Source organism: Paraburkholderia tropica, assembly GCF_900109265.1.
GTDB classification, from domain to species: Bacteria; Pseudomonadota; Gammaproteobacteria; order Burkholderiales; family Burkholderiaceae; genus Paraburkholderia; species Paraburkholderia tropica.
Map to the genome: position 1 here is coordinate 154,234 of NZ_FNZM01000012.1, position 18,435 is coordinate 172,668.

General features: G+C 60.0%; 19 protein-coding genes. 6 read left to right on the top strand and 13 right to left on the bottom strand.

Features of this window, described 5'->3' with window-relative positions; all coding sequences use genetic code 11:
• Window positions 1-7 precede the first annotated feature (7 nt).
• From yfiB to BMY06_RS21175, 4 genes are all read right to left on the bottom strand, one after another.
• A complete protein-coding gene (gene yfiB / locus BMY06_RS21160; RefSeq protein WP_161495565.1) occupies window positions 8-496 on the bottom strand; it encodes an outer membrane lipoprotein YfiB in 489 nt (162 codons plus the stop codon).
• A gap of 46 nt (window positions 497-542) precedes the next feature.
• Complete coding sequence (gene dgcN, locus BMY06_RS21165) at window positions 543-1,934, bottom strand: diguanylate cyclase DgcN/YfiN (RefSeq protein ID WP_080180466.1); 1,392 nt, start codon at window positions 1,932-1,934, stop codon at window positions 543-545.
• A complete protein-coding gene (gene yfiR / locus BMY06_RS21170; RefSeq protein WP_074985003.1) occupies window positions 1,931-2,539 on the bottom strand; it encodes a regulatory sequestration protein YfiR in 609 nt (202 codons plus the stop codon). Before yfiR ends, dgcN begins: the two co-directional genes overlap by 4 nt.
• A gap of 132 nt (window positions 2,540-2,671) precedes the next feature.
• Window positions 2,672-3,445, bottom strand: a complete 774-nt coding sequence (locus BMY06_RS21175; protein WP_074985004.1) for an SDR family oxidoreductase — start codon at window positions 3,443-3,445, stop codon at window positions 2,672-2,674.
• Window positions 3,446-3,613: 168 nt separating this feature from the next.
• On the opposite strand from BMY06_RS21175, the gene BMY06_RS21180 reads away from it, so the two are divergent.
• Together BMY06_RS21180 and BMY06_RS21185 are read left to right on the top strand one after the other, a co-directional pair.
• Window positions 3,614-4,540: a LysR family transcriptional regulator gene (locus BMY06_RS21180; protein ID WP_074985006.1), complete on the top strand. Its 927-nt coding sequence runs from the start codon at window positions 3,614-3,616 to the stop codon at window positions 4,538-4,540.
• A gap of 150 nt (window positions 4,541-4,690) precedes the next feature.
• A complete protein-coding gene (locus BMY06_RS21185) occupies window positions 4,691-5,089 on the top strand; it encodes a hypothetical protein (RefSeq protein ID WP_143064430.1) in 399 nt (132 codons plus the stop codon).
• 93 nt (window positions 5,090-5,182) lie between these two features.
• On the opposite strand, the gene BMY06_RS21190 is transcribed toward BMY06_RS21185, so the two are convergent.
• The gene (locus tag BMY06_RS21190) at window positions 5,183-5,947 is read right to left on the bottom strand and encodes a hypothetical protein (protein WP_074985168.1); all 765 of its coding nucleotides are present in this window, start codon (window positions 5,945-5,947) and stop codon (window positions 5,183-5,185) included.
• Window positions 5,948-6,379: 432 nt separating this feature from the next.
• Between BMY06_RS21190 and BMY06_RS21195 the strand changes: the two genes are divergently transcribed.
• The 3 genes from BMY06_RS21195 (at window position 6,380) to hutX (ending at window position 10,081) form a co-directional block, all read left to right on the top strand.
• A complete protein-coding gene (locus BMY06_RS21195; RefSeq protein ID WP_074985009.1) occupies window positions 6,380-7,792 on the top strand; it encodes a Do family serine endopeptidase in 1,413 nt (470 codons plus the stop codon).
• Window positions 7,793-8,262: 470 nt separating this feature from the next.
• Window positions 8,263-9,585 (top strand): heme anaerobic degradation radical SAM methyltransferase ChuW/HutW, encoded by a 1,323-nt coding sequence (gene hutW / locus BMY06_RS21200; RefSeq protein WP_065059081.1) that lies wholly within the window; start codon window positions 8,263-8,265, stop codon window positions 9,583-9,585.
• Window positions 9,578-10,081 (top strand): heme utilization cystosolic carrier protein HutX, encoded by a 504-nt coding sequence (hutX, locus tag BMY06_RS21205; protein ID WP_124263187.1) that lies wholly within the window; start codon window positions 9,578-9,580, stop codon window positions 10,079-10,081. Before hutW ends, hutX begins: the two co-directional genes overlap by 8 nt.
• 57 nt (window positions 10,082-10,138) lie before the next feature.
• Here hutX and BMY06_RS21210 read toward each other — a convergent pair whose 3' ends face one another.
• Entirely contained in the window at window positions 10,139-11,467 is a 1,329-nt protein-coding gene (locus BMY06_RS21210; RefSeq protein WP_074985013.1) for an NAD(P)/FAD-dependent oxidoreductase, read from the bottom strand.
• 80 nt (window positions 11,468-11,547) lie between these two features.
• Entirely contained in the window at window positions 11,548-12,354 is an 807-nt protein-coding gene (locus BMY06_RS21215; protein ID WP_080180464.1) for a substrate-binding periplasmic protein, read from the bottom strand.
• Window positions 12,355-12,834: 480 nt separating this feature from the next.
• Here BMY06_RS21215 and BMY06_RS21220 point away from each other — a divergent pair, with 480 nt between their 5' ends.
• Window positions 12,835-13,674, top strand: coding sequence for a GNAT family N-acetyltransferase (locus BMY06_RS21220; protein WP_237181916.1), 840 nt, complete (start codon window positions 12,835-12,837; stop codon window positions 13,672-13,674).
• Window positions 13,675-13,802: 128 nt separating this feature from the next.
• Here BMY06_RS21220 and BMY06_RS21225 read toward each other — a convergent pair whose 3' ends face one another.
• The 6 genes from BMY06_RS21225 to BMY06_RS21250 all read right to left on the bottom strand — a co-directional run bounded on the left by BMY06_RS21225 (window position 13,803) and on the right by BMY06_RS21250 (window position 18,282).
• Window positions 13,803-14,558, bottom strand: coding sequence for a glucose 1-dehydrogenase (locus BMY06_RS21225; RefSeq protein WP_124261362.1), 756 nt, complete (start codon window positions 14,556-14,558; stop codon window positions 13,803-13,805).
• A 47-nt stretch (window positions 14,559-14,605) separates the two neighbouring features.
• Window positions 14,606-15,115 carry a gluconokinase gene (locus tag BMY06_RS21230; protein WP_244144322.1) on the bottom strand — a complete coding sequence of 170 codons (510 nt, stop codon included), beginning with the start codon at window positions 15,113-15,115 and terminating at the stop codon, window positions 14,606-14,608.
• A 25-nt stretch (window positions 15,116-15,140) separates the two neighbouring features.
• On the bottom strand, window positions 15,141-15,989 hold the full coding sequence (locus tag BMY06_RS21235; protein ID WP_074985019.1) for a transporter substrate-binding domain-containing protein: 849 nt from the start codon (window positions 15,987-15,989) through the stop codon (window positions 15,141-15,143).
• An 84-nt stretch (window positions 15,990-16,073) separates the two neighbouring features.
• Complete coding sequence (locus tag BMY06_RS21240) at window positions 16,074-16,802, bottom strand: amino acid ABC transporter ATP-binding protein (RefSeq protein ID WP_074985021.1); 729 nt, start codon at window positions 16,800-16,802, stop codon at window positions 16,074-16,076.
• A 26-nt stretch (window positions 16,803-16,828) separates the two neighbouring features.
• A complete protein-coding gene (locus BMY06_RS21245; RefSeq protein WP_074985023.1) occupies window positions 16,829-17,578 on the bottom strand; it encodes an amino acid ABC transporter permease in 750 nt (249 codons plus the stop codon).
• Window positions 17,579-17,580: 2 nt separating this feature from the next.
• Window positions 17,581-18,282 carry an amino acid ABC transporter permease gene (locus tag BMY06_RS21250; RefSeq protein WP_074985025.1) on the bottom strand — a complete coding sequence of 234 codons (702 nt, stop codon included), beginning with the start codon at window positions 18,280-18,282 and terminating at the stop codon, window positions 17,581-17,583.
• Window positions 18,283-18,435: the final 153 nt, after the last annotated feature.

The following is an 18,435-nucleotide window of genomic DNA, read 5'->3' on the forward strand; positions in this document are numbered from 1 at the left end:
AATACCGCTACTCGCTCTGCACCACAACGCTTACCCGCCGGTTCTGTGCGCGCCCTTGCGCACTGCTGTTATCGGCAATAGGGTGTCGCTTGCCCATGCCTTGTGCAACAACGCCTTCGCGCGGAATGCCCGAAGCCACCATCTCGTTCGTGACGGAGTCAGCCCGTTTCTGTGACAGCAGATCGTTATACGCGTCGCTGCCCACCGAATCGGTGAAACCCAGTACGCGCAGATGCGTCAATCCCACGGACTTGAGCGACGACGCCAGTTTTTTCACCACTTCGCGGCTTTGCGAACTGAGTTCCGCGTCGTCAGTGGGAAAAAGCAGTTTCGCCGATAACCCAAGCGTCCAGCCTTCGTCGGTTTGCACGAAGCCCTCGGACTGCAAGACGGCAATCTGTGCCTGACTGAATCCCGTTTCCTTGGCCGCTGTCTGGCAGGCCGCAAGCGTGAATGCCACGCTCACGATGCTCATTAAACCGAAGAACCGGATCACCTTCGCCGCAACGATTGCGCGAAAATTGTGTTGCATACCATGCATATTAGTTCGCCGGGGAGTTGAACGAATCGATAAAGGGTGGAATGGATGCAGTCTGGTCTGCTTGCGCGCCAGCCTTCGAGCCGGTGTGCGACGCCGCCGGCGGGTCTTCCCGTTGGTTGTCTTGCCCTTCGCTGTGCGAGGCCGCGCCAAGCTGCCTTGTGGGCTTGCGCTGCTTCATTTCGTACATCGCGCGATCCGCGGCCCGCGTCAAGCCCGCACTGTCCAGGCCATCTTCCGGATAGACCGCAATGCCCACGCTCACCGACGCTGTGACGGTCCTGGCGTTGCCGATGTGAATCGGGTCGGCCATCGCCTGCGCGATGGATAACGCAATCTGCTGCGGTTCCTGAACATCCGTGATGGGCGATAGCACGATCACAAACTCATCGCCGCCAAGGCGAGCGACCATGTCATTGACGCGCACGCTCGAACGCATGCGCGAAGCCAGCGCTTTCAGCACATCATCGCCCGCATCGTGGCCATATTCGTCGTTGATGACCTTGAAATCGTTGCAGTCCACGTAGAGCACCGCGAGCCGTCCGTGCGTCGCGGCTGCCCCCTGTAACAAGACTTCGAATCGATCGGTAAAAAATGACCGGTTCGGCAAACCCGTCAGGCTGTCATGCGCGGCGCGATGGCTCAGCGTCGCCTGTTCGGTTTGCATCCGCGCCTCCCAGACCTGCAACTCCTCCAGCAAGGCGTTGAAGTCCGTGGCGAGATCGTTGATTTCCGTGAGCCGCGAGCGCGGAACGCGCTGGTTCCACGCGCGCACCAGGCGAACCTGTCGCGTGACATTGGCGAGATTGCCAAGCGGCTCCACGATGGCCTTGAACATCCGGTGCGAGAGCGCCAGCATGCCAGGAATGCTCACGGCCACGCACAGCAGAATCCACGCCGCGCTTGAGAGAATGAATGCCACTTCGCGGTCGGGACGGCCACGCAGACGTACTTCGCCTACTTTCTGTTGACCGCTGACGACCGGAACGGTGATCTGGCTGGGTCCTAATGCGTGATAGAAGGAAGCGAATATCGGCAAGGGCGCCGCACCGGCAGCGTCGGTGGCGTCGCGCCAGGACACAAACGGCGCGCCATTGCCATCGAGCACATCAACCGTTTCCACTGCGTTCGCAGTGGCAATGCGCTTCACGATATCCATCGCGGCTGCCCGGTCATGGAAGACGACGGCCGCTTCCAGCGTGTAGGCGATCGAACTCGCCGTCAGCGACATATTCTCGATTGCAATATGACGCAATTCGATCAAGCCACCGCTCATCAGCAAGACATTCGATACGATCACGACGACCGCAACGCTCAAAACGTGCGCCCGGCGCAAGGCCTTTGCGAGCGGGATAGGCGTATGCCCCTTTTCCGGTTCATGCCTTGCTCTGCTCATTTCGCGCTCCCGGGCCGGCGCGCCAGCAACAATACTTTGGGATCGACGTGCAAGCCGCTGCGAGAAATCGCATCCAGATTCGCACCGAATAAAGCGGGATCCTGTTCGGCTTTCAGGCAGAACATCGCACCCATATCGCATGCGACGGGAAGCGCGCCGACCGTCAATATGGGACGGTCCGCCACGCGGCGAAAAAAGGCATGGCGGTCGGCATCATCGAGTACGGATCGTGATGCGAAATAAATGACGTTGCAGTCGGCTTGGGGTTGCGCGCTGCCAGAAAGATTCGCTTGCGTCGTCACCGACAACGGTGGCGCCAAGCCGGCTCCCTGATCGCGAATCGACGGCGCCAGTCGCGCCATATCGGCCTCTTCACCCATCAGACATACGCGGAGTTTGTCCGACGAAACAGGCCAATGTGTAAAACGAATAATGCCCGTGATGACGCGCGCAATGGTTTCCCGCCGCTCGGCATCGCGCTCAGTGCCCGGAGCCGGTGTGGAGGCAGTCGGGATGGCCGGCGTTTGCGCGCGGCCCGGCGACGCGATGCCAACGCACAGCAATGCCAGCACCACGACAGCGGCAGGGATCCCGAGTTTGGCCATTTTTATGTCGACTGCATTATTCGATGAAGGCAGTTTCTGATTTCATCGAATACTACCTCGCCATTTACGCTGACGTCATCTTTCGTGCAAGCGTGCGCACGCCGGGAGGATGCGTCCCGGCGCGCCGGCGACTTACTTCGTGGTGTACCCGCCGTTGATCAGAATAGTCTGGCCAGTGATCCACCAGCCATCGCTCACGAGATGACGAATGAACGGCACGACGTCCTGAATATCCGTCAAGCCCGTCTTCGAGAGCTTCGACAGTGCCGCGGCCGTTTTGTGATAAGCAACGGCGTCCGCGCCTTCAGCCGGATAGAAGAACGGCGTGTCCATCGGGCCAGGCCCGACCGCTGTCACCGAAATTCCACGCGCGCCAAACTCCTGCGCGGCCGCGCGCGTGAAATGCTCGACCGGCGCCTTCGTGCCCGCGTAAGCAGCGTAAAACGGCGTGAATGCGCCCAGCAGCGATGTCACGAGCGTGACGATTTTCCCGTTGTCATTCACGTGGCGGCCTGCTTCGCGCAAGAAGAAAAATGCGGATTTCGAATTGACCGCCGACATCTCGTCGTATTCCGCCTCGCTGATCTCCGTGAAAGGCTTCTTCAGCACCTTCCCCACGGTGTTGATCGCAATGTCCGGACGCCCAACCGCGGCAATCGCATCCGCAAACAGTGTCTCCACCGCTGCGGCACTCGTCAGGTCCGCCTGCAGTGCAATGGCCGCGGCGCCGGCTTGCTTGACGGCGGCAACCGTTTCCTCCGCAGCTTGCTTCGTGCTCGCGCTGTTGTAATGAATGACGACTGCCTTCGCACCGTGACTGGCGAGGTCCCGCGCGATGAGGCCACCGAGGTTCTTCGCCCCCCCTGCAATCAGCACCGTTTTACCGTGGATTTCATGGTTTGCCATTCTGCCGCTCCGATCTGCGTGACCGCCCGATGCAGTCACTCGATAGCGAATGGTATAGTTCGATTTATGGTCTATAAAGCCTGTATTTCTGGATGCATCAGTCAGAAATCGCGACCAATTATTGGCGTCGACTTCCCCTATCGAATGCGCTCTGGCTAATCGGCGAACATGGACCGTATCGATCTGTTTCGTGTTTTCACCCGCGTCGTGGAATGTGCGAACTTCACGCGCGCCGCGGATACGCTCGGCATGCCTCGCTCGTCCGTATCGGCCGCCATTCAGGAACTGGAAAACCGCGTCGGTACGCGTTTGCTGAACCGCACCACACGCAAGGTCACCACAACCCAGGACGGCGCGGCCTTCTACGAACGCTGCCAGCGACTGATCGCCGATGTAGAGGAAACGGAACATCTGTTCCGTTCGGCGGACTTCGCCTCCGCCGGTACCTTACGTGTCGATATGCCCGGGCGCATTGGTCGCTTGATCGTTGCGCCAGCGCTTCCTGCGTTTCTCGATGCGTATCCGCAGATCGACATTGAAATTGGCGCGACGGATCGAACCGTCGATTTGATCGAAGAAAGAGTCGACTGCGCGCTGCGCGTGGGCATGCTTCACGAATCCGAACTCATTGCGCGTCCGATCGGCGCGCTCACGCTCATCAACGTCGCCAGCCCTGCCTATCTTGCCCGCCACGGCGTACCGCGCGGCCCCGACGACCTCGTCGAGCACATACCGATCGGTTACGCCTCTCCAACCAGCGGCCGGCTCGCGCCGTGGGAATGGGTTGAGGGCGACACGGCGAGGACGCTCGCGATCAAGGGGCGCGTCACCGTCAACAGTGCGGAGGCGTATATCGCGTGTTGCCTGTCGGGCCTCGGGCTCATACAGATCCCCGCTTACGACGTCGAGACCCATCTCCAGGCCGGAGAACTGGTTGAGGTTCTGCCGGAATATCGTGCTGCGCCCATGCCGGTCACGCTGCTTTATCCGCATCGGCAACACCTCTCCCGGCGCCTTCAGGTATTCGCCGACTGGCTTGTCGAACTCGTGAGGAAACGGTGCTGCGAACGACAGGAGACGTTTGACTCGCCATAAACGAGCACGATTTTCCGAACAGGCTTTTCCAACGGTTTATGGCGGCAGATATCGTTTTGCCAACTGATGCGGTGGCTAATATTTCTGAGCGAGCAAGCAGGAAGCTTCAATCGGTGTCTCTGCGCTAACGTAAAATATCGCTTCCCGAACATGAGAGCAGCAAACGCCGAAATGCTTAGTGAAACCGAACTGCGCGAGCACTATGCGAACCTTCAGCAGCGAGCGCTGCGCGTATGGTCGCAAAGTCAGTTGCGTATTGATTTGCTCGCAGCCGAAGGACAGACGCCGACGCAGCAATTCCCCGACGAGAATCCGCACGCGATAAAGGCCGCGACAGATGCCGCGATGATGGCCGCATCGAGCTATCATCGCAGCCTGCCATTCCTTGAAACCGCCAGTTCGCTGACGGAGAGCCTGGCAAAACCCTCGGCATCCGCTGACGATGAAGAGTGGCGCGAGCAGTTGTTGTTCAGGCTCGCCGAAGTGCTGGAGATCGCCGCAGACCTTATCGCGGAGGGCGAAGCTAACCTCGTCCACAGCGAGCAATGATGTCTTGATCGACCGCTTAAGAAAAACGGCGGCTTGTGGATCAGCTACGAGTCGCCTATTTCGCGTTGCTGTGCGCGGTACCGGGCCGTGACTTCAATACTGGTCACCGCGGAGCAGGCGACCCGATTGCGGACACACGGTAGCGGGTGAGCCGTTGTACCAGACCTGCTCTTTCTCGACTTGCAGCGAAGTCGAGGGAGCAATATCGAAAGCGACCTTTAGCGCGCTTCCAATATCGGCGTCTTCTATCGGCAGCTCCCACGTCAGGAAAACCTGGGTGAAGTCCTCGCCCGATGCAAATTCGGCTGCGGAAAAATTGCTGCTGCCGCGCCGAATGACGCCGTGGGGTTGAACCGGATCGAAAATCACGGCTGTTCCCCGCTCGATGGGAAAGCGTTGGCCCGTCAAGGGAAAATGCAAATCCAGCCCCTTATCTTCACTCAGGAAGAGATTGCAGAAAGCGGTATCGCCATATTGCTCGCCATCGTGGTGATACCGCGCGCCACGACAGGCCATCAGCGCCATGTCGCAATCTGCAATCCTCGCAGGCAGTCCCAGGGCCACGGCCCAACCGGACATCGCCTCCACGCAGCGCCTGTAGTCCGGCCAGCGCATTTGCGTGCGCGCCAGAGGCATTGCCTCGACATCCCCGGGTTCCAGAGCGAGCCGCAACGCTGTCTCTCTTTGCCAATCGGCAAGCACGGCCGCAGAAGGCGCCGGCAGATCGAGCGTACCGGATAAAACGATGTCACTTACGCGGCGACTGCGGATGGCGTCGCCGCTCCGGAAAAAGGAAGTCAGGATATTTCGCATGCGATTCTGTCGACAGGAACTCGTCCATACATTGTAACGATTCATGCCGGCCATCCCGGCAGAGCCGGGACGAGCCGGCCGCGGAATTAACACACTCATCAAAAAGCGTACGTCCCCAATTTCCCCGACGATCATCACATAGAAAAGTTAAAGGAACGCTTCCGATGCGAACGCCGTCGTCCCGCAACCGTCGATAACAGGAACAGCCGACATGAGGCATCCGATATTAAATAGGTTGCGACCACAACGGAAATCGGTGGACCAACATTGCTTCATGGCGCATCGCTACCGTGAACGGATTCATTCAACTCCATCGCACACAGAAGCGTCGAACCGTCAGCACTTCCAACGAGCAGATGCATACCCCAACCCTCTCCGTTCGAATTCGTCCAATCTCACGCCACCTTTAAGCTTCCTTTAAGTAGGCGCCACTACATTACGCGTCGATCTCTTTCTCCTCAGCAACACTCCCTGGCCATGATCTCCAAAAAATATCGGCGCAACAGCGTTGCGATCTGTCTCGTCCTCGCGCTCGGCGGCGCGTACGCCATTCTTCATCGACCTGCCGATGCGGTCGTCAATGAAGTGCAAGCGTCGACGTCCGCATCGGGCGGCGGCGGGACCGCGAAAACCAGCGCCTCCAGCCCGGCTGCCCCGGATTTTTCTGGCATTGTTGCGCGCTACGGCCCGGCGGTGGTGCATATCGGAGTCAAGGAAGCTGCTTCGATCGATGAGAACGGCCAGAGCACAAGCGGCGGTGAAGCACTCGGCTCCGGCTTCATTATTAGTCAGGATGGCTACATACTTACCAACAACCATGTCGTCGACGGCGCGAGCAGCGTCAGCGTCAAGCTGACCGACGGCCGTGAATTCCACGCGCGCGTCATCGGCAAGGACAAAACCACGGACGTGGCCGTTGTCAAAATCGACGCGTCGAATCTGCCAACGGTGAGGATCGGAAATCCGGACAACAGCAAGGTCGGCGAATGGGTCGTCGCGATCGGCTCGCCGTACGGCTTTGACAGCACGGTGACGTCTGGCATCATCAGCGCGAAGTCACGCTCGTTCTCCGACGACAGCCCAATCCCGTTCATACAGACCGACGTGCCCGTCAATCCCGGCAACTCGGGCGGCCCGTTATTCAATCTGAACGGCGAAGTCATCGGCATCAACTCGATGATCTATTCGCGCACAGGTGGCTTCCAGGGCCTGTCGTTTGCAATTCCGATCGATGCCGCCATGCACGTGAAGGATCAACTCGTCAGCACCGGCCACGTCACGCGCGGCCGCATCGGAGTGGGCGTGCAACCGCTTGGCGCGGATAAGGCAAAAGCGCTTGGCCTCGACTCGAACAGCGGCGCGTTCGTAGGCTCTGTCGATCCCGACGGCCCCGCTCAAGCGGCCGGCCTGCGCGCAGGCGACGTGATCATCAGCGTCAACGGCAAGCACATTGGCAGCCCGACGGAATTGATCGGCCAGATCGCCCAGCTTTCGCCGGGGAGCGACGCGAGCGTCGGCGTGTGGCGCTCCGGTGCCGAGCGCAAGCTGCCGATGGTCATCGGCGCGCAGCAATCGCCGGAGCGCGCGGAATCTGCACCGCGCCAGCAACGCCAGCAGCAGAGCGGCCCGCGTCTGGGCGTCGCCGTCAGACCGCTGAGCGACGACGAGCAGCAGCAAGCGCAGTTGCCGGGCGGATTGATGGTGCAGCAGGCGACCGGGCCGGCCGCGGCAGCGGGCATTCGAACTGGCGACATCATCGTCGCGGTGGATGGCGAACTGATCCGGAGTGTCGAGCAACTGCGCGACATGATCGCTCAGGCCAACGACAGCGTTTCGATTACGGTGGTGCGCGATGGCGAACAGGCATCGGTCGAGGTGCCGCTGAGCTGATTGACAGAGCGCGGCGGCTCGCGTCCGGTGGGTATCGGGCGCCGGCGCCCGCTGCGCACGACGTTGCGTGGCTCCGAAAATAGGCACTCCGACGCGAGCGCAGCCTTGGCGGCTCCGCTCGCTTTCTGTCGATCGTTGCGCGCCAGGCCCACGGTTTCTCGCCACAGAACGCACGGAGCCGCACACGAACAGAGCCCACCTGGGCATCGGCGACTGCATCAGCGATGCAACGGGCCTGGAGGAGAGACCTGCACGATGCGAACCTCTGCGGACCGTCTGATAGACGAACAGTCTCTGCTGGAAATGCGGGTTGAAAGTGTCGCGAGACACTCGACTTCATGGGCGGTGCTGTGCGTGGGTAAGCCACTGCACAGAATTGACATAGCTCAGAGCAGACCGGAGATACCCAATAAATGAGAAACGGTCTCATCTATTGTGAGTCATCGACATCTTCGGAAAAGCAGACTCGCATGACGCCAGACATCACAAGATTTTATGCTGCGGAAAACGGCATACCGTTCGCGGATCGCCCGGCCATCATGCCCTGGCGCGCACAGAACAGCGTCCCGGCGCAGGAAATTGCCGCGCAATGGCAAACGCTCTGCAACCGTCGCCTGCCCTCAAACAAGCGCCTCGTCTATCTCCACATTCCATTTTGCGCGACACGCTGCAGGTTTTGCGGTTTTTACCAGAATCGTCTGGAAGATGACGTCATGGAGAAATACTGCGATTACCTGATCCGCGAAATTGAACTGGAATCCGCTTGCGCACTTCATCGCGACGCGCCGGTTCACGCCGTGTACCTGGGTGGCGGGACACCCTCGGCGCTGGGTGCAGCACAACTACATCGGCTGATCAGTGTCGTACGGCGCTGCTTGCCGCTGGCGCCGGACTGCGAGATCACCATTGAAGGGCGCGTCCTCAATTTTGACGACGATCGTGTCGATGCATGCCTCGACGCGGGCGCAAACCGCTTTTCGATCGGCATTCAAACGTTCGACACCCTCATACGACGTCGTTTAGGACGTCGAGCCACCCGCGAGGAAGCGCTCGCGTTCCTGCGCAAGCTGACGAGGCGCGACAGCGCAGCCGTTGTCTGTGATCTGATCTTCGGATTGCCCGGCCAAACTCACGAATCGTGGTTCGACGATCTGAAGTTGGTTCGCGATCTTGGGCTTGACGGCGTGGATCTCTATTCGCTGAATCTGCTGCCTTCGACTGCGCTGGCCAAAGCCGTCGTCGATCAGCGCATCACGTTGCCGGATCTCGCCGCGCGCCGAGACTTCTATGTCGAGGGCGCACGACTGCTTGGCGAAAATGGTTGGCATCAACTCAGCAATAGCCATTGGGCGCGAACCACGCGTGAGCGCAACATCTACAACCTGTTGATCAAGCAAGGCGCGGATTGTCTTGCATTCGGCAGCGGTGCGGGCGGCAATCTCGATGGTGATTCGTACAGGATTGCGCCAGACCTCACCACTTATTTTGCGCAGTTGGACGATGGACGAAAACCCATCATGGCGATGACCCGCGCAAATGGCGAACAACGCTGGCGTCTCGATCTTCAGGGCGGCATCGAAGCGGGGCGCTACGACCTGAGCCGTATTGTCGAAAACCCAGTCGTGCTCGCTCCCCTGCTACAGCAATGGCAACGGTGCGGCCTCGTGAACTGCGAAGATTCGCGCTTTACCCTGACGCCCGAAGGCCGCTTCTGGGGCAACAATCTGCTGCAGGCGCTACAGACTCTGCTTCCTCAACTGACCACGCTCCATGGCGACTTCGCAAATGCATAGCACCCAGGCACTGATCGACTTTCTCGCAACCGGGCCGGATGGCACTGTCGAAGACATCGCCCGTACGTATTCTGTCTCGCCGTTGCAGATCATTCGGCGACTTCCGCACACTCACGTTCTGGATGGCGGACTTTTTGAAACGGTCTGGTCGGACGTTTGCGATTGGGGCGATGTCACCACGCTCATCCATCACGACGACCTGATCCTCGAATTTCAAGGGACTTTACCGCGCGGCCAACATGCACACGGTTTCTTCAATCTTCAGGGCGACCAGGGCTTGAAAGGCCACATCCGCTCCGATCGCTGCGAACACATCGCGTTCGTTGAACGTCGTTTCATGGGCGTCGACACCGCGTCCATCTGGTTCATCAATGCCGATGGGCGCGCGATGCTCAAGATATTCGTAGGGCGCGACAGCAACAGACAATTGCATGAAACCCAGCTTCTCGCCTTCCGCGCATTATCTCGCGCACTCGAAAGGCGTCCTGCGCTTTAAATCGCGCTCAACGGAAAGTCGCACGCCTTCAAGACCGCGCACAATACGCCGTGCGACTCACATCATCTCGGGAACGCGTACATCGGAACCGTCGCTAAATCGCCCCAAGCGAAATGGCGAGATATCGAACTGCGGCCGCTCGCCCATCACCATTTGACTCACGAGCATGCCCGCCCCCGGTCCCAATGCAAAGCCGTGGCCGCTGAACCCGGAGGCAATCATGAGGCCGGGCTTCGCATCGACGGGCGAGATAACAGGAACCAGGTCTGGCGTGGTGTCGATCGCGCCAGCCCACGCGTGCGCGATCCGCAGCCCCGCGAGTTCTGGAAAGACACTCGCCACGTTGCGCAAAGCGCGCTCGAGCCACTCGGTATCGGGCCGTGGATCGAGCACGCGATGCCGCTCGAAGGGCGTAACGTCACGGTCGCCCCAACTGGCGCGCGCTTCCGGACCGTCGAAGAAACTCGACCCGACGCGGATCTTCAGTTTCTTCTTCAATTTGCTGCGGAACATGGTGCGAAACTGGATCGAATGCCGCAGGTTTTGCGGCGCCAGTTCTACGCGGCCATATCCAGGAACCGCGATGGTATAGCCACCGTCGAGCCGACGCCGCAGCGCGAAATTCGGCCCCGAGAAACAACCGTCGATCACACCCGGCGCCTCGGCGGTACGCAACGCCGTGCCGATCACGTTGATGGCCGGAAGCGCGATGCCCTGCCGCTGACAAAACAGCGCACTCCATGCGCCACCCGCAAGCACGACGTTATCGACAGCGATACGGCCTCGCTCCGTCCAGACACCCGAAACGCGACCCGAGCTTTCATCGAGTGCGCGGACCGCGCAATTCTGATAAATCCTGGCGCCCAGCTTTTGCGCGCCTCTGGCAATCGCAGGCGCGGCTTTCGACGGTTCGGCGCGACCATCGGACGGCGACCACAAACCTCCCGCCCATTTCCCCTTGCCGGATGGAATGCGCGAAGCCAGTTCACGCGCAGACAGAATGTCGCTGCTGAACCCTAAGGCCCTCGCCCCCGCCAGCCACTTCTCCCACTGCGCAACATCCGCCTGGCTCTCCGTGCTGTACAAAATGCCGGACTTGCGAAAGCCGATATCGTCGCCCAACTCCTCGTTCAATTCGCCCCAACGCCGCAGGCTTTGCATGGCAAGCGGCAATTCATGGAGATCGCGATTCTGCTGACGTACCCAACCCCAGTTGCGCCCCGACTGTTCGCCCGCGATCACGCCTTTTTCCAGCAAGACGACCGATACGCCGCGCCGCGCGAGTTCATAGGCCGTGCTGACGCCGACGATGCCGCCCCCTATCACCGCCACATCGCAGCGATCGGGAAAGCCTTCGCTATTTATGACTTCATCGATCTTAAGCATGTCTCTCGTCTGTTCAATGAAACCGTCATGTCGACGCTACTGAGTGGCCTCAACAGCAGGGCCTGCAGTGGCATCGATACTCAAGCGATCATGTGCCACTTCTTCAGCAGCGCGTCGAGTGTGCCGTCGGCCTTCATCTTCGTGAGCGCGTCGTTGATCTTTGCGAGCAGTGCGTCGTTGCCTTTCTTCACCGCGACTGCAATGTCGAATTTCTTCATCGGCACATAGGCGTCGTCGACGCGCGTGCCAGCCATTGAACCCATCGCTTCCTGCGCCTTGAGCAGCGGGTAATCGTTGAAACCGGCAACAATGCGGCCAAGCGCGACATCGCGCGTCATGTCGGCGGGACTGTCGTACATCTTCACTTCCTTGAAGATGCCGAGTTTGGTCAACTGGTCGCCATAGTCGGTCGCGGTCAGCGCGCCGATCGACATGCCCTTGAAGTCCTGCGCCGAACGATAGTTGGTCTTGTCCGACGCCTTCACGATAACGCCTTCGCCGAATGCGGTGACCGGCTGCGAAAACGATACGACTTCGGCCCGTTTCTCGGTCGGCGTCATGCCGGCAACGATCAGGTCGATCTTGCCCGACACCACCGAAGGAATCAGGGCCGAAAACGGCACCGCCTGATAATCGACATCGAAGCCTTCGCGCTTCGCGATCTCACGCACGACGTCGGGCATCAAGCCCTCGATCTGTTGCGTCTTGATGTCGAGGAACGTAGTCGGGGCGCTCGAGGGCGGCGAGCCGGCCCGCAGCGTGGCGGCGTCGGCCTGTGCAACATGCCCCCACACCGACAGCGACAGCGTGACGCCCGAGACAACGGCAAAGCGCTTCAAAGCGGCACCGAACGTAGCGCGAGACAGGTTGAATGCGATGTACGACATGGCGTCCTTTCCTTTAGGGGTTTCTGGAACAACAATCGGCCAGGTACGGGAGTCGTTTCAGCCACCCGTGCGGCGATGTCTGCACGCCGCGATCGCCGCGCAGTATCGACCCGTCGACAAATGAAAATTAGCTCACTGGATTTCAGTATAGTGAACACAGAATCTTTGACCAGTGATCAAAAATAAATTTGCGGGGTCGCAATGAACTGCCCGATTCGATGCACCGACAGCGCGCGAAAAGAAGAGAAGGGGGTTGCCGCCCGGGGTGGCTCACCATCCTCATCATTATATTGAATCGACGGATCGATCCATTCCCGATGGACGTTCGGTCAGCCGGTGTGAAGTTTCGTGAGAAGAACGTCCTATCCTCCGCCCGAGTTGTGTGGAAGATTGCACGTTCCACCCGAGTTCACGTCGCAACGCCCGTCGCCGCCTATGCTCAGTTCAGCCCGCACCGGTACTCTCCACTACCGCCCTTTCATGATGGGCGACGTCGAAGCGGCAGCCCGGCTTTCAGCCGCTGTCGGCTGGGCGCACCGGCAAGAGGATTGGCGTTTCGCCGCTGCGGCCGGGAATGGCTACGTCGCGTGTTCAGAAGACGCGATCATCGGCACGGCCTTCTGCTGGACATTCGGCGACGATCGCGCCACGCTCGGCATGCTGATCGTCGCTCCGGAACGGCAAGGCTGCGGCATCGGGCGGCGTCTGCTGGAGCATGTCGCGAACGTAGCAGGGAACCGCATGACGTTTCTCTACGCCACCGCAGCAGGTAAGCCCCTGTATGAAAGCGTCGGCTTCCGGGCTTGTGGCACGCTGACTCAGTACCGCGGGATTCCCGCGCATATTCCGGAGAAACACGCACTTGAACAGGAGACCCTGCGGGAGCTCGCGGATGAGGACATGCCTGCGGTCATTCAGATGGCGTCGCGTGCTTGCGGACTGGACCGGCGTGACATATTGCTGTCGCTGCGAGCCCTGGCACGCGGCGTGGTGATCGAGCGCGAGGGGGAAATTGTCGGGTTTTCGCTGATCAGACCGTTTGGATTGGGCTATGCGATCGGTCCGGTGATCGCCGCTCCGTCGCATGACGATGCGCGGGCGAAGCGGCTGATCGGTCATTGGCTGGCGCAGCATGCAGGCGACGTTGTGCGGGTCGACGCACCGGAAACAGCGAACCTGGGTCCGTGGCTTCGCCATCTGGGTCTGACGCCCGCAAGCCATGTGGTGCGAATGGTCCGCAACATCGCCGAGAATGTTCAGTTCGGCGAACTCGACAATAACTGGCGCTATTACGCGGTGATCAACCAGGCGCTGGGATAACAGCCCAAACGACGCAGACCGCGTCAACGTCCACGCGTTCCGCGTGAAGACGAACCAGCGCCCGTGCGAGCACCTTGTTCGTCGGCCCCCAAAGATCGGTTCATGGGGCCGCCGACGCTGCCGCCGTACTATAGCGAAGTCGTAATTCCGCCATCGACATAAAGCACATGTCCGTTGACGAAATCCGATGCCGCGCTCGACAGAAAAATCGCGGCGCCCACCAGATCCTCAACCTCGCCCCATCGACGGGACGGAGTACGCCCGATCAACCAGTTGCTGAATGCAGCATCGTCGACCAGCGCCTTCGTGAGTTCGGTTTTGAAGTAGCCCGGCCCCAGACCGTTGACCTGAATGCCGTGTTGCCCCCAGTCGATTGCCATCCCCTTCGTCAGCATCTTCACGGCACCTTTGCTGGCCGTGTACGCGGCGATATTCGGACGGCCGAGTTCGCTCTGAACCGAGCATACGTTGATAATTTTGCCCTTCCCGCGCGGAATCATGCGTTTCGCGACAGCCTGACCAACGACGAACACGCTATCCACGTTCGTCGTCATCACCGTATCCCAGTCCTCGCGCGAAAACTGGTCGAGCGGTGCACGCCGCTGCATCCCGGCATTGTTCACGAGAATGTCGATCGGCCCGAATTCCTGCTCGATATGCGCGATACCCGCCTCCACTTCTGCGCTGCTGGTGACGTCGAACGCCGCGAAGTGGACCGTCGCGCCCTCTTCGTGCAGTCGCGCCGCCGCCGCGTTCAGCCGGGCGGTATCGCGGCCGTTCAGTACGACGCGCGCGCCGGCGCCCGCGAGCCCTTTTGCCAGCGCGTAGCCAATTCCCGCACTCGATCCGGTGACCAGTGCAAGACGTCCGGACAAATCGAACATGTTCAGATTGCTTTTCACCGCTCCTCCACCTTGATACGTTTTACGAATCATGAAATCAATGCAGCATGCCGCTCGATCCAGCGCCTGACGAGCGCAACACTGTGATCGACCGGATTGCAAGCCGGGACCTGCAATACGCGATCCTCTCCCAGCGGCGTCTCCAGATTGGCGAACTGATTGTCGACGAGCGACGGCGGAAAGAAGTGATCGTTCCGCCACGCCACCCGCGCCATCGCTTCGTCCGGCGTGATGTCCAGATACACGAAAGCGAGTCCACTCACCGCTTTTCGCAAGCGGTCCCTGTAGCGCCGCTTTAGCGCCGAACACGACAGGACCACCGGCCCGTCACCACCATACAGCGCGCGGCCCAGACGGTCGAGCCATGCTTCGCGATCTGCATCGTCGAGCGGAACGCCGCGCTTCATCTTGGCCGCGCTCGCGGGCGCATGGTAGTCGTCGCCCTCGATGAACCGGCCTCCCAGCGCTTGTGCAAGTGCCTGCGCAAGCGTCGACTTTCCGCACCCTGATACGCCCATCACAACGATATGTGTGATCACGTCTCCTCCACGCAACGTCCTGAGATCAGTTCACCGGCGTAAACTTGAGTTGATCGATCGGCGTGACCTTGTCCGTTCTCGTGAGTGCGTACTGCGTTTTGGGTCCAAGCCAGCGGTCGAAAATCTGGCTCATCTCGCCGCTTTGCTCCATCGCGTTCAGCGCCTTGTTCACCGCGTCCTTCATGCCCGGCTCGTTCTGCCGCAGACCGACTGCGATCGGCTCGATCAACATGGGCTGCGTGGCGATGACCACCGCGCCCGCCGTGCCGTCGACCTGCTTCGCAATCTTGGTCGCCGTCATCTGGTTCGTCACGAAGCCATTCACTTTACCCTGCTCGAGCGCGAGGAAAGCCGAACTGGTGTCATGGAACGTCACGGCCTGGCCGTTCTTGATCGACAGCGGGATCGACTGCGCCGAGGTGGAGCCATCGGCCGCGCTGATCTTCTGTCCGGAGAAGTCGGCGAGCTTCTTTCCGGCATCCGCTTTTTTCACCACCAGCACTTCTTTCGTCGAATAGTACGCGTCGCTGAATGCGATCTGCCCGGCGCGCGTTTTCGTGTAGGCGAGATTGGCGACGACGACATCCACGCGCCCCAGCTTCAGTTGAGGGATGCGTGCTTCCACGGCCAGCGGCTCCAGCTTCGCCTTCACACCGAGATGCTTCGCAATGGCCGTGCAGATATCCACGTCCATGCCTTCGAGCTGACGCGTCTGCGCGTTCGGATAGGAAAACGGCTCGACGTTCGAGTAGACCCCGCACGTCAATGCACCACGACCTTTGACATCGGAAAGCTGATCGGCGTGAGCGGAAACCAGTGGTGCTGCACCTACGCCTGCCAGCAGCATTGCGAAAACGACCTTGCTTACCTGCATTGTGTCACTCCCAGGAAGGCTGACGATTGAAATGGATGTTCAGATTCAAATGACTTTATTTAATGAGCTCGCATTCGCGAAAGCTCAATGACTGCGCAAATCCGAAAGGAAGCGCTGAGCCCGCGCATGTTTGGGATTCGAAAAAAATTCGCCAGGCGGTGCGGTTTCCAGAATTTGCCCCGCATCCATGAACCAGACGCGATCGGCGACTTCGCGCGCGAAATTCATTTCATGCGTCACGCACATCATCGTCATACCGTCACGCGCGAGCCCTTTCATGACGTTCAGCACTTCGCCGACCATCTCGGGGTCCAGCGCACTCGTCGGCTCGTCGAACAACATGACGGGCGGGTCCATGGCCAGCGCGCGCGCAATCGCCACGCGCTGCTGCTGGCCGCCCGACAACTGCGGCGGAAAGGCATTCGCCTTGTTCGCGAGGCCAACGCGCGCGAGCAGTTCCTCGGCCTTGCGCTTCGCATCGGCACGCTTCATTTTGCGCACTCGCATCGGCGACAACGTGATGTTGTCGAGCACCGAGAGATGCGGAAACAGATTGAACTGCTGGAACACGAAACCCACCCGGCTGCGGTAGGCGTTGAGGCGCAGCTTGCGGTCGTGAATGTCCGCGCCTTCGAACAGAATCGTTCCCCGGTTGATTTCCTCGAGCCGGTTCACCGTGCGGATCAGCGTGGATTTTCCCGATCCGGACGGACCGCAAAGGACCACGACCTCGCCTTTGCGCACCTCGGCGTTCACATCGACGAGCGCGTGATACTCGCCGTACCACTTGTTGACGCTGGAAAACTTGATCATGCCTGTAACCTCGATGGATGGAACGGCTAGTTTTTCGCGGGAAGGGCGTCAGCGATCGCCGCAGCACTCGCCACCCGCGAGCGGGGCCGCTGGCCGGCACGCTTGCGGGTAACACGCCGCTCGACATAGCGCGCGAATTGCGTCAACGCGTAGCAGAGGACGAAGTAGCTGAGCGCGAGAATCAGATACACCGGAAACGGCTTCGTGAGCAGACGGTTATTGATCTGATCCGCGGCGAAAGAGATCTCCTGCACATTGATGATGTAGCCCAGCGACGTTTCCTTGATCGTCGAAACGAACTGCGTGATCATGCTCGGCACCACGTTGTAGAGCGCCTGTGGCAGGATCACGGCAATCATCGTCCTCAGATAGCCCAGACCCAGCGCGCGCGACGCTTCGACCTGCCCTTTGGGCAACGCTTCGATGCCCGAGCGAATGATCTCGCCCAGATACGCGGAGTCGTACACCACGAGCGCGCACAGCATGGTGACGAAACCCGTCACCGGAAAACCCGTTAGCACCGGCACGAGGAAGTACACCCAGAACACCACCATCAGCAACGGAATGCCCCGCACCATGTAGACGAGCACGGTCGCCGGCGTACGAAACACCGCATAGGGGCTGATACGGGCCAGCGCCACGAGGATGCCGAGCGGAAACGCCATCGCCAGCGCCGACAGCGACAGAAGGATCGTCAGCACGATGCCGCCCAGCGGGCCATGCGGGTACTGCCCGATCAGCAGCAGCGTCCAGTTGTCTCGCAGAATATCCAGCATGGTCACTTGACTCCCGGGGTACGGTAGTGCATGGCGATTCTTGCCCCGCACAACATGATGACGAGGGACAGCCCGAGATAAACGAACGTCGCCACGGAATACGATTCGAACGACAGGAAGGTTTCGTTTTCGATCTGGCGCGTGACGTAGGTGAGTTCCGCAGCTCCGATCGCCATGGCGAGACTCGTGTTCTTCAACAGCACCACCGCGTTGTTGATCATCGGCGGGATCGCGTAGCGCAGCGCCTGCGGCAACACCACAAAGCGCATACCGTCGAAGAAGTTCAAGCCAAGCGCGCGCGTCGCCTCGATCTGCCCGTATGAAATCGCGCGCAGGCCGCTGCGAATGTCTTCGGTCAGGTAAGCGGCGCTGCACAGGCCAATTGCGATCACGGCGAAAATAAACTGGCTGTTGTACTGATTGAGCAGGTCTTGCAATGCAAGCGGAAGAATGTTCGAAATGCCGAAATACCAGAACAGGATCTGCACCAGCATCGGCACATTGCGGTGATAGGCAACGTAGGCGCCCACCAGCGCTTCGGCGGCGCGAAACTGCGTCATGCGCACGATCGTCAGCAGCACGCCCACCACCAGCGATAGCAGCCAGGCAAGCGCGGCCATGGCGAGCGTCATCTCTATCCCATGCAGGAATAACGCTCCGTAGTCGCCTTGCAGAACAGTTCCAAGGTCAAAGTGAAGTTTCATTTCGCGGTGTCCAGATGATGCCTTTCATGATGGCCGGCGCGCTTCGCGGCGCTACCAGGTGGGGTGTCCTGCTATGCCATCGTTTCCTCGGATGCCTTGCATTGCGGTGTGTGACATCTTTGTTGAATCGATACTAGCTCGCAAAAATTGGCT